This window comes from Acinetobacter sp. RG5, from assembly GCF_031844265.1.
Lineage (GTDB): Bacteria > Pseudomonadota > Gammaproteobacteria > Pseudomonadales > Moraxellaceae > Acinetobacter.
Genome location: NZ_JAUZUV010000012.1, coordinates 57,904 through 72,167, shown reverse-complemented (window position 1 = coordinate 72,167; position 14,264 = coordinate 57,904). Strand labels below are relative to the sequence as shown.

The following is a 14,264-nucleotide window of genomic DNA, read 5'->3' as shown; positions in this document are numbered from 1 at the left end:
ATAGAAATCAAAAATACGCTGTGAGGTCTGGGCATCCAGACGCATATTTAAATAATGCTGACGGTCAACCAGGGTTGCCAGCTGACGTGACACCAGCGCCTGCTCTTGAGATGGCTGAATTGCTTTACTGACCACTTCATTACTGTTGGCCGCAATCGCATCATTCACTACATGGGTAAAAAAGAATCCACCTGTCGCAATCGCAACTGCGCAAGCTATAGTTTGAAATTTCATAAATAATTCGTACTTCCTTGGCCTAGAGACCAATGTGACCGTGTTGCTTTTCGACCAGAATTTAACGTATTCAGCATCTTAAACAACTTAATATGTTTATGTCGTGTAGTTTTATCATATTCTGTGCTGACAAAGTGTAGCAAATCATTGCAGAATTCAGGTATTGTTTTCTCCGAAAAACTCTAAAACGGATTCCGCATATGATTGGCGCATTGATGCTCGACATCGCAGGCACAACCCTCACTCAAGAAGATATTGAACTATTAAGTGCGCCGCAAGTCGGTGGAGTGATTTTATTTGGTCGCAATATCGAATCTCCGGCGCAAGTCCGTGCTTTGACCGATCATATGCGTCAGGTGCGTCCTGATATTTTAATTGCGGTCGATCAGGAAGGCGGTCGTGTCCAGCGTTTAAGACAAGGCTTTACCCTGCTGCCTGCAATGGGAAGATTTGGCGAACTTTATAGTAATGATCCACAGCGTGCTTTGGAACTGGCTGAAAAATGCGGCTGGCTGATGGCAGCTGAAGTGCTGGCTGTTGGCATTGATTTCAGCTTTGCCCCGGTACTGGACTTGAATGATATCAGTGATGTGATCGGTGATCGTAGCTTTGCCCAAAATATCCAGGACATTATTCCACTAGCCAGCGCATTTCTAAAAGGTATGAAACGTGCCGGTATGGCTTCAACTGGTAAACATTTCCCCGGGCATGGCTCGGTCAAAGCGGACTCACATGTTGCTGCAGCGATTGATACGCGCTCCTATGCAGAAATCCAGCAAAAAGACATGCGAAGCTTTATCCAACTGCAACCACAACTAGATGCGCTGATGCCGGCTCATGTCATCTATAGTCAGGTCGATCCCAATCCGGCAGGCTTCTCGGAATTCTGGATTCAGAAAGTTTTACGTCAGGAGCTTGGTTTTGACGGTGTCCTGTTCTCGGATGATTTAAGCATGCAGGCCGCATGTGTCGCAGGCGGTGCCGATGCCCGAATTCAGGCCGCACTCAAAGCTGGTTGTGATATGGGTCTGGTCTGCAATGATCGTGCAGCACAATGTATTGCACTGGAAGGGATTGTAGATTTGCCCTTCCCGAACCAGCAACGCCTGGAATGCATGCGCGGCAACATCCCGAACATCCAGATTGGTGACGAACTGAATCTGGGTGAAGAATGGCGCGAGATCCGTGATGAAATACTGGCATTTAAACAGCAGTCCAGCTAAAACTTTTTAAATCCAATCAATATGAAAAAGGGGCACGACAAGGTGTTCCTTTTTTATTATAGTAATGAAAAGTTTACACTTTTATTTAATCAACTTAAAAATAACAATAAGGTCAGAACTATATGACAGACTCACTTTCGCAACATCGCCATATTTCTTTTACGGCGCACTATACCGGCTATATCTGGTATCAAATGGGGATCTCACATCCAGCCTTTGCTACATCCAAAGGCAAGTTTCTGGCCAAACTGTTGCATCCACTTGAATCCTGGGCGGAACGCCATGTTGGCGGTAGCATGCGTACGACACTTAAGCAGCGCCATCAGATGATTGATGAGCATCTGTGTCAACTAATTGAGCAACATCCACAACTTCAGGTTCTTGAAATTGCCTGCGGACTATCTCCACGCAGCTGGAATTTCAGACAGAAATTTCCAGAGATTAATTATCGTGAACTGGATTTGCCTGATATGGCCAAGATCAAGACGCAGGCTTTACAGCAAATTGATCAGCATGCACCTGAAGTCCTGACTGCCGATATTTTTAGTGAAGAACTGGACTGTATTTTTCAGATGTTTGACCGCAACCAGCCCTTAGTGGTCATTAGTGAAGGACTGATTAATTATTTTGATCAGCAGATGTTACGCATTCTGATGCAGGGTATTACAGAAAATGCGCAGTATTTCCCGGCAGTTCACTATCTCAGCGATATTTACCCCGAACCGGTGAAAAATAAACTAGCGAACTTTATCTGGAGCAGTAGCCGTCTGCTTAAATTCATGTCTCGAAGTGCGTTTACCTTTCATTTTAAATCCCCTCAAGAACTACAGCACTTTTTTCAAGATGCAGGATTTGACCAGGTTGAGGTACAACAACCACAACGTTATTTTGCCGAGCCTCATCAGCCAAACCCGACTCATGAGCAGGATGAACATTTAGGTGATCTGGTCTGGATGATTCATGCCGTGAAAAAAAACAGCGTTTAAGTACGCTGTTTTTTAATGCTGCTGTTTTTTAAATTGCTGCATCAAATACTTCAGTTTGTGACAGTACTTTTTGCATTTGTACAAAGCGTAATAAGCGTTCTGCGACTTCAAAACTGCCATGTTTGAATAAAGCACGCAGCTGAGTATCATCCTGTTCAAAGATCAGGCACTCAATCTGAAATTCCCCAACTTCATCTTCCAGATGCAAGGCCAGATCACGTGGATAAGCTGTTGCGCATACTGCCTGTTCTACATCTAACTCCAGCAATACCCCAAAGAAATTCATGTCCACGATCTCTGCTTTTAAAATGAGATCAGAATGACGATGACTGAGGAAACGCTGTGAATCTTGCACCTGAATCCGCTCTTCACCGCGACGTTCAAGCTGCTGTATCTGCTCAGGGCTAAACGGAATAATTCCCGGCAACTGATCGACCGGTTCATCACGTAAGAAGGTTGCAAACAGATGCATGGTTTCTTTACGACGTTGTAACTGCGGTACATGATCGGCGCCTGCAATTTGTACATACTGCATATTCGGACATTGCAGGGCAAAATTGGCATTCTCATGTGGCAAGGTAAAACTGTCATATTGCCCACATGCCACCAGCACTTTGCACTGTGGAATCGGCACATTGGTCAGACGCAATAAACGGTTGCAATTGATATCATAACGATCCTGTTCGGTGGCCGTAAATTCCGCCATCTGTTTAAAGAACAAACGCTTTGCAGTCGGTGACATCCGGGTTTCTGTTAAACGTGCATGATTCACCAGGTACAAAATGACGGCCTGACCAAATTCATCCATACGCTGTTCTTTCATTAGATGCAAAGACTCTTCCAGCAGCATCCGCCAGCTTTTACGGGTTTTCTGCATCACACCCATCAGGATCATCCGATCGACCAGTTCAGGACGCTGATCTGCCAAACAGGAAGCCACCACTGAACCCAAGGACATGCCTAGAATTGCCACTTGCGGCAGCTGCATCTGTTCCAGCCAGCGCCCCAGCATCGCAGCAAGGTCTTCAAGCTCCAGTGTTCCGGCAGACAGACCTGTGTCGACATTACCAATCTGCTGGTTGGCCCCCATGGACGGCAGGTCAATCAGAATGATGGGACCTGCATCAAAAAGCTGCTCTACACAATATTTGTAGGAGTTAAAATTCTGGAAAGCTCCCCCAATAATCACCATGGGTCTTAAATGTAAGGTATCTGGACGGGCGATCGCCATATATTCGATTTTCCAGCCATCCATCCAGGTGGTGCGTGGTGGCTGCTTAAAACTGTGCTTATCATAAAAATCAAAAAAACCATCGTGTCTATGTTGTTCCAATACATGGGCGTCCATGTGGATAATGGAATTCATATTCCTTTTCCTCCGTCCTTGCCTTATTTTTATTGTGCAAGTCATGCTTAACAGATCTTATAATTCAGGCACATTCCGGTGTGCCTGAACACGCATCCTGCTCTTTAATAATTATAAATGACATCAATGCCGCGTGTTTCATTCTATACAGAGCTGCTTTTCACAAGCAACCGCTTCAGTGACCACTTATCTGCTTTTAAACAGAAAACATTTTCAAAATGTTTAGAAGTCTGCGAAAACGGATGATTTTTAACAGATGGGCTTCATTGTGCAGCAGCAGGCTGTTAATATCGAAATGAAATTTCTAAGTGATCAAACCGCTATGCAAGAGTCTATTGAACAATACATGCAAACGGTAGGACAGCAGGCACGCCAAGCGTCTCGCATTTTGGCTCGCGCGTCCACCCAAACTAAAAATAATGCGTTATCCGCTATTTATACGGCTTTGGAAAATAGCCAAGCTGCTATTTTGGCTGCTAACCAGAAAGATATGACCAAGGCGCATAACAACAATCTGGACTCAGCCCTGCTTGATCGCTTAGAACTCAACCCCGCACGCTTTAAAGGTATGTTGCAGGGTCTAAAAGATGTCATTGGCCTGAAAGATCCGATTGGTGAAATTAGTGATATGGCTTATCGCCCATCCGGGATTCAACTGGGCAAGATGCGTGTGCCTTTGGGTGTGGTCGGCATGATCTACGAGTCACGTCCTAACGTCACGTTGGAAGCTGCATCACTCGCACTCAAATCAGGCAATGCCATTATTTTACGGGGTGGCTCAGAAGCTCTGGAATCAAATCAGGCCATTGCTGTCGCGATTCAGCATGGCCTGAAAGTCGCAGGCTTGCCTGAGGCTGCCGTACAGGTCGTGAATACGACTGACCGCGCTGCAGTGGGCCAGTTGATTACCATGACCGAATATGTGGATGTGATTGTGCCTCGTGGCGGCAAGAGCCTAATCGAACGAATTACCGAGGAAGCACGCGTACCGGTCATTAAACATTTAGATGGCAACTGTCATGTGTATGTGGAAGCTCAAGCAGATTTGTTGAAAGCATTGCCTATTGCGCTCAATGCCAAAACCCATCGCTATGGTGTATGTAATGCCATGGAAACCCTGCTGGTCGATGAAAAAGTCGCTGAAGAATTCTTGCCACGCATCGCAGAGCTTTACCAAGAGAAAAAAGTCGAACTTCGTGGTTGCCGGGAAACCCAGCGTATTCTTGAAGATGCAGTCATTACGGCCACTGAAGAAGACTGGTATACCGAGTATCTGGGCCCGATTCTGGCGATCAAAGTCGTTTCTGGTATAGAAGAAGCCATTGAGCACATCAACAAATATGGCTCGCATCATACCGATTCCATTATTACTGAAAACTACAGTCTGGCTCGCGAATTTCTGGCGGGTGTAGATTCAAGTTCGGTCATGATCAATGCCTCTACTCGTTTTGCAGATGGTTTTGAATATGGCTTAGGCGCAGAAATCGGGATTTCAACCGATAAAATCCATGCTCGTGGCCCAGTCGGTCTTGAAGGCCTGACGTCGCAGAAATGGATTGTCTTTGGTGATGGTCAGATTCGCCAATAAATATTCAGATTGCTAACTTAAAAACAGCCTCATTTATGAGGCTGTTTTTTTTATGGACAGAAAAATTGACACTGAAATAGATGGATCAGAACCTTCGGGTCATTTTATTCATGAATCTCTTTATAGAATTGTATGTAAAAACAATATTTGCCTTTCAGGCGCTAAACTAAAGAATTAATCTGTTCTAAAATTAAATTTAAGCAGAGTTTAGTATTCTTATTGATGATATTTTCAGCATCATTTTATTTATAAATGAAAACTATGAACTGATAAATTTTAGTTATTATTGTTAAATCGGTCGATAATGCTTAAGTCTAATCTGCTAAAGTCTATCTAGGACAGAAAAAAAACAAATGTTAAAACATATTCATTGATCTGGATTGCTGCTTCATTGCCCGCAATTGGGTCAAGCAAATGGACGAGAATTTTAATTAAAAATTGGGTAATCAATCGTGTCTAAATCAGTATTAGTTATTAATTGTGGCTCTTCTTCAATCAAGTTTGCATTACTTCTTGAGGAGCAGAATTTCCGTATTCATGGTTTAGCTGAGAACTTAGGCACAGAGAATGCTCGCATTAAAGGTGTAACGGTTGGCAATAAGCCAGTCGATATCCATATTCCATTTGCTGACCACAAAAAAGCACTGGAAGTGGGTCTTGAACGTCTGGCCAACTACCGTCCGGACGCGATCGGTCACCGTGTCGTACATGGTGGCAGCCTGACCAAGGCTGAACTGATCAATGACGAGATTATTGAAAAAATTCGTGAAGCAACGCCGCTTGCACCATTACATAATCCGGCACACCTGATTGGCATTGAAGCCACTAAACGTTTATTCCCGGAATTACCACAGGTTGCGGTATTTGATACTGCCTTCCACCAAACCATGCCAGCGCATGCTTATCGTTATGCCCTGCCGAAATTTTTATATACCGCCCATGGTGTGCGTCGCTATGGTTTCCACGGGACTAGTCATGCCTATGTGTCAGAGCGTGGTTCTGAACTGGCAGGCAGTTTCAAACAAGGTGGCTGGTTAACCGCGCATTTAGGTAATGGTAGCTCGACCTGTGCCGTTTGGAATGGGAAAAGTGTAGATACCTCAATGGGTTTAACTCCACTTGAAGGTATTGTTATGGGCACACGCAGTGGCGATGTTGACCCAAGTCTGCACAGCTTCCTGGCGAAAAACCTGGGTTGGGATATTTATAAAATTGACAAGATGCTGAATAGCCAAAGTGGTCTTTTGGGCTTGTCTGATCTGTCCAATGACATGCGTACCCTGATTGAAGCTTCAGAACAAGGCAATGAAGATGCCACACTGGCGATTGAAGTATTCTGCTACCGTTTAGCTAAGTCTCTGGCAGCGTTGAGCTGTGGTCTGCCACGTCTTGATGGTCTGTTCTTCACTGGCGGCATTGGCGAAAACTCAGCGTATATCCGCGAAAAAACCATGACTTACCTGCCTCATTTCGGTTTCAGTCTGGATAAAAATGCTAATAATGAGCTGAAACGCGGTACCGAAGGCCGAATTGATTCAGGTACAGGCCCACAAATCTGGGTAGTGCCAACAGATGAAGAAGGCCGTATTGCCCGGGAAGTTCAAAGTGTGGTTGAACTTGAAGTGGAGCGCAATACTGCAAAAAAGTCTCAAGCTGAGGTAATGCCTGCATAAGCAGGCTTTAGCTTCTTTTTCACTGATTTTTATTATTCTGCGACTGACATAATTTATGAAAACAATTTTATTGGTTCCCACGGGGGAAGGCGTAGGCTTAACTTCTGCATGTTTGGGCCTGATTTATGCACTGGAATGCCAAGGGGTAAAAGCTGGTTTCCTGAAACCTTTTGCCCAGGAATTGAATGAAATCGAAGACCGCACCACGGCTTTGTATCGTCATATTTCTCAAAGTGAAACGGTTGAACCTATCCGTTATAGCAAAGTCTTGCAGCAGATCAATCTGGGTGAACAGGATGAATTGCTTGAAGAAGCGGTGCGTCTGCATCGTCAAATTGCTAAACAGCATGACCTAATTATTGTCGAAGGGCTGTTGCCAAATACTCAGGACAGTTTTGCCGATGATTTGAATGCTTCACTGGCACAAGCACTGGATGCCAAAGTTATTGTCGTCAGCAATGCCAATATTCAGCAGCCAAGCCAAACCGCAGATAAAGTTGAACATCAGCTGCGTAATTTTGGTGGCGCTAGCTCTACCCGCCTTGCGGGCATCATGTTGATGCGCACCAAAGGCCTACCTGAAGAATCTGCGCAGATTCCTGTCACGCTGAATCCGGATTTACGCCTTAAAGCTGAAACCGCCGAATTTATCACCGCCATTCAGCAGACGCATCCGCATATTGGCTCTGAAAAATTACCAGTGATTGGCTTGGTGCCTTTCAGTAAAACCTTAAGTGTGCCGCGCATGTCTGATCTGGCTGCACATATTTCTGCCTACTGGATTAACGAAGGCGAAGCCAAACAGCGCCGTGTACAACATAGCAGCCTGATTTCAGCCAATATTGAACATGAATTGCATAAATTTGTGGCTGGCGAATTAATTATTAGTGCCTCTGACCGGATTGACGTATTACTGGCAAGTAGTCTGGCCAGCAGTAATGGGATTCCTTTGGCCGGTCTGGTGCTGACTGAACATCAACAGCCAAATGATCATGTACTGGAATTCTGTCAAGCTGCCATCAAGCAAGGTTTACCGATTTTACATACGCCACTTAGCACTTTTGAAACCGCACAAAAACTGGCAAATCTGAGCAATGAAATTCCAGTGGATGATACCGAACGTGCAGATCAGGTGACACGTTTTGTTTCAAGCCATATCAATCCGGAATGGCTGAATCAAATGTTGAATGGTTCTTATAAGCCACGTCTGTCACCTTCCGCTTTCCGTCATGAACTGGTACAGAAATCGATTGCTGCGAAAAAACGTATTGTACTGCCAGAGGGTGATGAACCGCGTACCGTACAGGCTGCGGCCATTTGTCAGGCGCGTGGTATTGCACAGTGTATTTTGCTGGCCAAGCCTGAAGCTGTGCTAGAAGTAGCCAAAGCTCGCGGTATTGAATTGCCTGAAGATCTGGAAATTCTTGATCCGGATCTGGTGCGTGAAAACTACATCGACAAGATGGTGGAGCTGCGTAAAGGCAAGCTCAACGAACTACAGGCCCGTGAACAACTGCAAGATACAGTAGTACTTGGCACCATGATGCTGGCGCTGGATCAGGTTGACGGTTTGGTGTCGGGTGCAGTGCATACCACGGCGAATACGGTACGTCCTGCTTTCCAGCTGATTAAGACTGCTCCGGATTACTCACTGGTATCTTCCGTATTCTTTATGCTGTTGCCAGATGAAGTCTATGTGTATGGTGACTGTGCGATCAATCCGGACCCTGATGCAGAACAGCTGGCCGAAATTGCAATCCAGTCCGCCGATTCTGCCAAAGCCTTTGGTATAGATCCACGCATTGCCATGATTTCCTATTCGACAGGAACTTCGGGTACTGGCGCTGATGTGGAAAAAGTCGCGGAAGCTACACGCATTGCCAAAGAACGTCGTCCTGACCTGTTGATTGATGGGCCATTACAATATGATGCAGCATCGGTGGAAAGCGTGGGGCGCCAAAAGGCACCTGATTCACAAGTGGCTGGACGTGCCAATGTATTTATTTTCCCGGATCTGAATACCGGTAACACGACCTATAAAGCGGTACAACGTGCTGCCAATGTAGTCAGTGTCGGGCCAATGCTGCAAGGCTTGAATAAGCCTGTGAATGACCTGTCGCGTGGTGCCTTGGTCGATGACATCGTGTTTACCATTGCCTTAACCGCGATTCAGGCCGAGCAGCAAGAAGCTTAATACTTCTTGAATTTAAGTTTTCCAAACCATCTGATTGAAAAATCAGGTGGTTTTTTTATAAAAAAACACTCATAGCTTCAATAAATTCAGCACGCGATCATTATCTCGTTTTAATAAACAATAAAAATGCCAGTCTTTCGAACTGGCATTTTCAACGGTTACTCATAAAGTCTGTGACATAAAAAATTAAGCTGAAGCAGCCCTGCTTTTCAGTCCACTAACTTTAATTTCTTATAAGGTAGTCCACTCTTTACGTACCTCTTCCGCAGTTTTATTGAGCACGACACTATCGTCTTTGATTTCACTTACCCAACTCAAGGGAATCAGATGATGCTCATTATTTTCATCATCACTTCTTGTTAATTTAATTGAATCCTGACCTTCTAAATGGTCCACCTTCCCGACTTGAGTACCACATGAAGCAATGACTGAAGCATGTTCTTTAATATCACTTGCATTAAAATTGTTCATTCTACTTGCCTGTTTCTAGAAGTTGAGAGAAACAGTCTAAGCAATAAAAAATGCCGCATGTGTAAGGGTTTTCAGGCTTTGAGTTTTTCTGGGTTAAAAATGTAAATGGTCAACATGGCTTGAGTAAGCTATAGGAGAGATACTTTTTAAATTTGAGTTTTCAAATATTTTTATAACTGGATTTGAAAATTTGAAGATTTGAAGATTTGAAGATTTGAAGATTTGAAGATTTGAAGATTTGAAGATTTGAAGATAGGTTAATTCTTTGAGGTCTTAAAATAAAAAAGAAGATAAAGCTTAGGCTTGATCTTCTTTCTGACCGTACATCCAAGTTGCAGCGATATATACACAAAAACCAGCTGCCATCAAAATACCTGTAACCATTGTTAGGATCTCCCGTTTCAATAGCTGCATTATGTAAAAGTTTTATGACAGTTATATGACAATCTGGTTTTTTATTAAATTTAAAATAATTAATAAAATTCAATCGCTTAATACGGAATAAGCAAAATTATGCGTATTTTTTATCTGAAATATGACATTGAATATGACAACTTGCTGTCATATTTGACCCATGGAATAGCTAAAGTCCTTGCTCAGATTGCTTAAACTATAAACTTTCGGCCAATGCTCGCCCAAAATGCCCACAACCCGATTCTTTTGTCTTATAATTTAGCCCGCTAGCTATCAGCCCGCTCAAGAGATATTTGTATGACAACTATTATCAAGCAAGATGACTTGATCACATCAGTTAAAGATGCGCTTCAGTTCATTTCTTACTATCACCCACAGGACTTTATCCAAGCGATGAGCCGTGCGTATGATCGTGAAGAGAACAAAGCTGCTAAAGATGCGATCGCACAAATCTTAATTAACTCACGCATGTGTGCAGAAGGCCACCGCCCAATCTGTCAAGATACCGGTATCGTCAACGTATTTGTTGAAGTGGGCATGGACGTTAAATTCGATTTAACCATGAGCCTGGATGATGCAATCAATGAAGGCGTACGTCAGGGTTATTTAGAAAACTCGAACGTGCTTCGCGCATCAGTTCTGGCTGATCCTGCATTTGGTCGTAAGAACACCAAAGACAACACTCCTGCCGTGATTTACCACAAGCTTGTGCCTGGTAATAAAGTAGATATCACTGTGGCAGCCAAAGGTGGCGGTTCAGAAAACAAATCTAAACTAGCAATGTTAAACCCATCTGATTCAATCGTGGATTGGGTACTGAAAACTGTTCCAACCATGGGTGCAGGCTGGTGTCCACCAGGTATGCTGGGAATCGGGATCGGTGGTACTGCTGAAAAAGCCATGATGCTTGCCAAAGAAGCATTGATGGAAGAGATCAACATGGACGAATTGCTTCGTCGTGGTCCACAAAGCAAAATGGAAGAGCTTCGTATCGAAATCTTCGAAAAAGTAAATGCTTTGGGTATTGGTGCACAAGGTCTTGGCGGTTTAACCACTGTACTTGATATTAAAATCAAAGATTATCCATGTCATGCTGCAGGTAAACCAGTTGGTATGATCCCGAACTGTGCTGCGACTCGTCATGCACACTTCCAGTTAGATGGTACAGGTGTTGCACATATTCAAGCACCTAAACTTGAAGACTACCCTGCTGTGACTTGGGATTCTTCATCTTCTAAACGTGTTGACCTTGACACGATTACCCAAGAAGAAATGAATAGCTGGAAACCAGGCGATACACTTCTTCTTAACGGTACAATCTATACAGGTCGTGATGCTGCACACAAACGTATGGTCGACATGCTGAACAACGGTGAAGAACTTCCTGTTGATCTGAAAGGCAAGTTTATCTACTACGTTGGCCCTGTTGATCCAGTCGGCGACGAAGTTGTAGGCCCTGCTGGCCCAACAACGGCTACGCGTATGGATAAATTTACGCGTCAAGTTCTTGAAGCAACTGGCATGTTCGGCATGATCGGTAAAGCAGACCGTGGTCCTGCTGCCGTTGAAGCCATTAAAGACAACCAGGCAACTTACCTGATGGCTGTCGGTGGTGCTGCTTACCTCGTGTCTAAAGCTATTCGCGAAGCTGAAGTGGTTGCCTTTGCTGACCTGGGTATGGAAGCAATTTACAAGTTTGTGGTAAAAGATATGCCGGTATCTGTAGCGGTTGATGTGAATGGTACTTCTATTCACGCGACTGCACCTAAAATCTGGCAAGCAAAAATTGGTAAGATTCCAGTAGTTGACGCTGCTGCGGGCTAATTAAATCTGTATAAAAAAGCACCCATTCAGGGTGCTTTTTTATTATATTTTCTCAATAAAATGTCAATTACCAAGTCCGTGGATCCCAAAGTTTAAAAGGTGCTTTTAGCTGTACATCCAATGATGGATCATAAGCAGTCGGTTCAATTTTTTGGGCTTTTTTACGAATCTGGCCAGTTTCCTGATCTTGTGCCACGAAGTTAAAACTGTCTGATTTTAGCTGAGTAAAAGTAATTTCATTCAGACCAACTTTTTCTGGCATCAGCATGAGTGGCCCTGAAACACTCCGGCGTGTACTGATATTCTCTTCATCATATTTAATAAAATAAGACTGTCCCGCTTCGACAGTAAAATCCAGATATTTAGGTTTCTGGAAATGCAGCGCGCCTAGCGGTCGACTGGTACTCAAACGATAGGTCCCTGCAGGCACTTCAATCCAGTAATAATGGTTGTGCAATAAGCTTGGAATATGTTCTTGATTGATAAACAGGCTGGCAGCGACAATTTCCTGACGATTCCATTTAGAATCGGGCCGGTATAAATACACGATGGCGGCTTCATCATGCTGCGGTTTCACCGTCTGAAACTGGTTGCCCTGCTTTTGATTGACCCAACCGCCAATGGTAAACATGCCGATACGATGCTGCTCGACGAAGCCCGGTTTTTTTTCAAGATCGATATTTTTTAAAGTGCTGAGTGGCTGTGTAGGCTCAACGACGGCTTTCTTACCATGACACCCCAGCAATGCCAAACTGCTGATGAGTACAATTGCGACTCCACGCATGCTTATCCCTCACTGCGTCTTTATTCTTTTGTATGCAAGTGCTTTGCGATTTGTTTTTTATAAGTTTTAGGCATCCACGCCTAGTGAATCAGATTAACACCGAGCTTTATTTTTGGAAATAAAAAACGTGCGAAAACACGGAGTTTTCGCACGTTTCGGACGAATAGCAATTAAGCGGATTTGCTATTCACGACCTTTAAATCTATTTTTGTCGCAGTCTCTTGCTGATCATGTGGCTGACGCTCGGCACGGTATTCCGGCTCTGCTTCACCTTTAATCACGGCTTCATTGATGACGACAGTGCCGACATCGCTACGGCTTGGCAAGTCATACATGGTTTCCAGCAATGAATTTTCTAGGATCGAACGTAGACCACGTGCACCTGTATTACGCTCAACTGCTTTCTTAGCCACTGCACGTAATGCCGATTCTTCAAAAACCAGATCCACATCTTCCATATCAAACAGATGTTGATACTGACGGGTTAACGCATTCTTCGGCTCAGTCAGAATCTGCATCAATGCTTCTTCATCCAACTCGTCCAAAGTGGCAATTACTGGCAAACGACCAATAAATTCTGGAATCAAACCAAATTTTACCAGGTCAGTTGCTTCAACTTGACGGAACAAGTCAGACAGCTTCTTGGTTTCATCTTTTTTACGCACTTCTGCAGTAAAGCCGATGCCACCTTTTTCCTGACGTTGCTGTACAATTTTCTCAAGTCCTGAGAATGCACCACCACAGATAAACAGGATGTTCGAGGTATCAATCTGAATAAATTCTTGCTGCGGATGCTTACGTCCACCTTGTGGCGGAATTGATGCAACCGTACCTTCAATCATTTTCAATAATGCTTGCTGAACACCTTCACCCGATACATCACGCGTGATGGATGGGTTTTCAGACTTGCGGGTAATCTTGTCGATCTCGTCGATATAGATAATGCCCTTTTGCGCTTTTTCGACATCGTAATCGGCTTTTTGCAGTAGCTTCTGTACGATGTTTTCTACATCTTCACCCACATAACCGGCTTCGGTCAGTGTCGTTGCATCTGCCATGGCAAATGGAACATCAAGAAGACGTGCCAGCGTTTGTGCAAGCAAGGTTTTGCCCGATCCTGTCGGACCAACCAACATAATATTACTTTTTGAAAGCTCGACTGAATCATCAGCTTTCTTGCCATTATTTTGCACTTTCAAGCGCTTGTAATGGTTATAAACCGCAACTGACAAGGTTTTTTTCGCGACGTCCTGACCAATCACATATTGATCCAAGGCCGCACGAATTTCATGCGGTTTCGGCAAAGGACGATTGGCCCAGTCATTGGTTTCCACCTGCTGACTGGTTTGAACCAAATCTAAGCATACGTCCACACATTCGTTACAAATGTATGCGTCCTCGCCTGCAATCAGCTTCCCGACTTCAGACTGCGTTTTACCGCAAAATGAACAATGCTTTTGTCCTTGAGGATGTTCGGACATATTTACTCCATTATCTCAATCTTTAA

At 44.1% G+C, this 14,264-nt stretch carries 10 protein-coding genes and 1 pseudogene; 6 read left to right on the top strand and 5 right to left on the bottom strand.

Annotated features, from left to right (window positions below; translation table 11 throughout):
* A pseudogene (locus Q9R21_RS11045) lies at positions 1–234 on the bottom strand (tail-specific protease); the annotation flags it as partial.
* 200 nt (positions 235–434) lie between these two features.
* Between Q9R21_RS11045 and nagZ the strand changes: the two are divergent.
* Both nagZ and Q9R21_RS11035 read left to right on the top strand, forming a co-directional pair.
* Positions 435–1,457, top strand: a complete 1,023-nt coding sequence (gene nagZ, locus Q9R21_RS11040; protein WP_311204476.1) for a beta-N-acetylhexosaminidase — start codon at positions 435–437, stop codon at positions 1,455–1,457.
* Between the two features lie 122 nt (positions 1,458–1,579).
* The gene (locus tag Q9R21_RS11035) at positions 1,580–2,443 is read left to right on the top strand and encodes a class I SAM-dependent methyltransferase (protein ID WP_253145764.1); all 864 of its coding nucleotides are present in this window, start codon (positions 1,580–1,582) and stop codon (positions 2,441–2,443) included.
* A gap of 28 nt (positions 2,444–2,471) precedes the next feature.
* Here the strand turns inward: Q9R21_RS11035 and Q9R21_RS11030 are convergent, their stop codons facing one another.
* Positions 2,472–3,809, bottom strand: coding sequence for an alpha/beta fold hydrolase (locus Q9R21_RS11030; RefSeq protein ID WP_311204475.1), 1,338 nt, complete (start codon positions 3,807–3,809; stop codon positions 2,472–2,474).
* Positions 3,810–4,131: 322 nt separating this feature from the next.
* Between Q9R21_RS11030 and Q9R21_RS11025 the strand changes: the two genes are divergently transcribed.
* From Q9R21_RS11025 to pta, 3 genes are all read left to right on the top strand, one after another.
* Positions 4,132–5,397: a glutamate-5-semialdehyde dehydrogenase gene (locus Q9R21_RS11025; RefSeq protein ID WP_180038068.1), complete on the top strand. Its 1,266-nt coding sequence runs from the start codon at positions 4,132–4,134 to the stop codon at positions 5,395–5,397.
* A gap of 452 nt (positions 5,398–5,849) precedes the next feature.
* A complete protein-coding gene (locus Q9R21_RS11020; RefSeq protein ID WP_311204474.1) occupies positions 5,850–7,070 on the top strand; it encodes an acetate kinase in 1,221 nt (406 codons plus the stop codon).
* A gap of 55 nt (positions 7,071–7,125) precedes the next feature.
* Positions 7,126–9,264 (top strand): phosphate acetyltransferase, encoded by a 2,139-nt coding sequence (gene pta, locus Q9R21_RS11015; RefSeq protein WP_247143239.1) that lies wholly within the window; start codon positions 7,126–7,128, stop codon positions 9,262–9,264.
* A 231-nt stretch (positions 9,265–9,495) separates the two neighbouring features.
* Here pta and Q9R21_RS11010 read toward each other — a convergent pair whose 3' ends face one another.
* A complete protein-coding gene (locus tag Q9R21_RS11010; protein ID WP_004729548.1) occupies positions 9,496–9,735 on the bottom strand; it encodes a DUF2171 domain-containing protein in 240 nt (79 codons plus the stop codon).
* Positions 9,736–10,446: 711 nt separating this feature from the next.
* Between Q9R21_RS11010 and Q9R21_RS11005 the strand changes: the two genes are divergently transcribed.
* Entirely contained in the window at positions 10,447–11,973 is a 1,527-nt protein-coding gene (locus tag Q9R21_RS11005) for a fumarate hydratase (protein WP_004278405.1), read from the top strand.
* Between the two features lie 67 nt (positions 11,974–12,040).
* Here Q9R21_RS11005 and Q9R21_RS11000 read toward each other — a convergent pair whose 3' ends face one another.
* On the bottom strand, positions 12,041–12,757 hold the full coding sequence (locus Q9R21_RS11000) for a DUF2846 domain-containing protein (RefSeq protein WP_311204473.1): 717 nt from the start codon (positions 12,755–12,757) through the stop codon (positions 12,041–12,043).
* A gap of 170 nt (positions 12,758–12,927) precedes the next feature.
* Positions 12,928–14,238, bottom strand: coding sequence for an ATP-dependent protease ATP-binding subunit ClpX (gene clpX / locus Q9R21_RS10995; RefSeq protein ID WP_004278407.1), 1,311 nt, complete (start codon positions 14,236–14,238; stop codon positions 12,928–12,930).
* Between the last annotated feature and the right edge of the window lie 26 nt (positions 14,239–14,264).

Coding starts and splice junctions, on each gene's coding strand:
- Q9R21_RS11035 (WP_253145764.1), top strand. CDS start 1,580: ATGACAGACTCACTTTCGCAACATCGCCATATTTCTTTTACGGCGCAC.
- Q9R21_RS11005 (WP_004278405.1), top strand. CDS start 10,447: ATGACAACTATTATCAAGCAAGATGACTTGATCACATCAGTTAAAGAT.
- nagZ (WP_311204476.1), top strand. CDS start 435: ATGATTGGCGCATTGATGCTCGACATCGCAGGCACAACCCTCACTCAA.
- clpX (WP_004278407.1), bottom strand. CDS start 14,238: ATGTCCGAACATCCTCAAGGACAAAAGCATTGTTCATTTTGCGGTAAA.
- Q9R21_RS11000 (WP_311204473.1), bottom strand. CDS start 12,757: ATGCGTGGAGTCGCAATTGTACTCATCAGCAGTTTGGCATTGCTGGGG.
- Q9R21_RS11025 (WP_180038068.1), top strand. CDS start 4,132: ATGCAAGAGTCTATTGAACAATACATGCAAACGGTAGGACAGCAGGCA.
- Q9R21_RS11010 (WP_004729548.1), bottom strand. CDS start 9,735: ATGAACAATTTTAATGCAAGTGATATTAAAGAACATGCTTCAGTCATT.
- pta (WP_247143239.1), top strand. CDS start 7,126: ATGAAAACAATTTTATTGGTTCCCACGGGGGAAGGCGTAGGCTTAACT.
- Q9R21_RS11030 (WP_311204475.1), bottom strand. CDS start 3,809: ATGAATTCCATTATCCACATGGACGCCCATGTATTGGAACAACATAGA.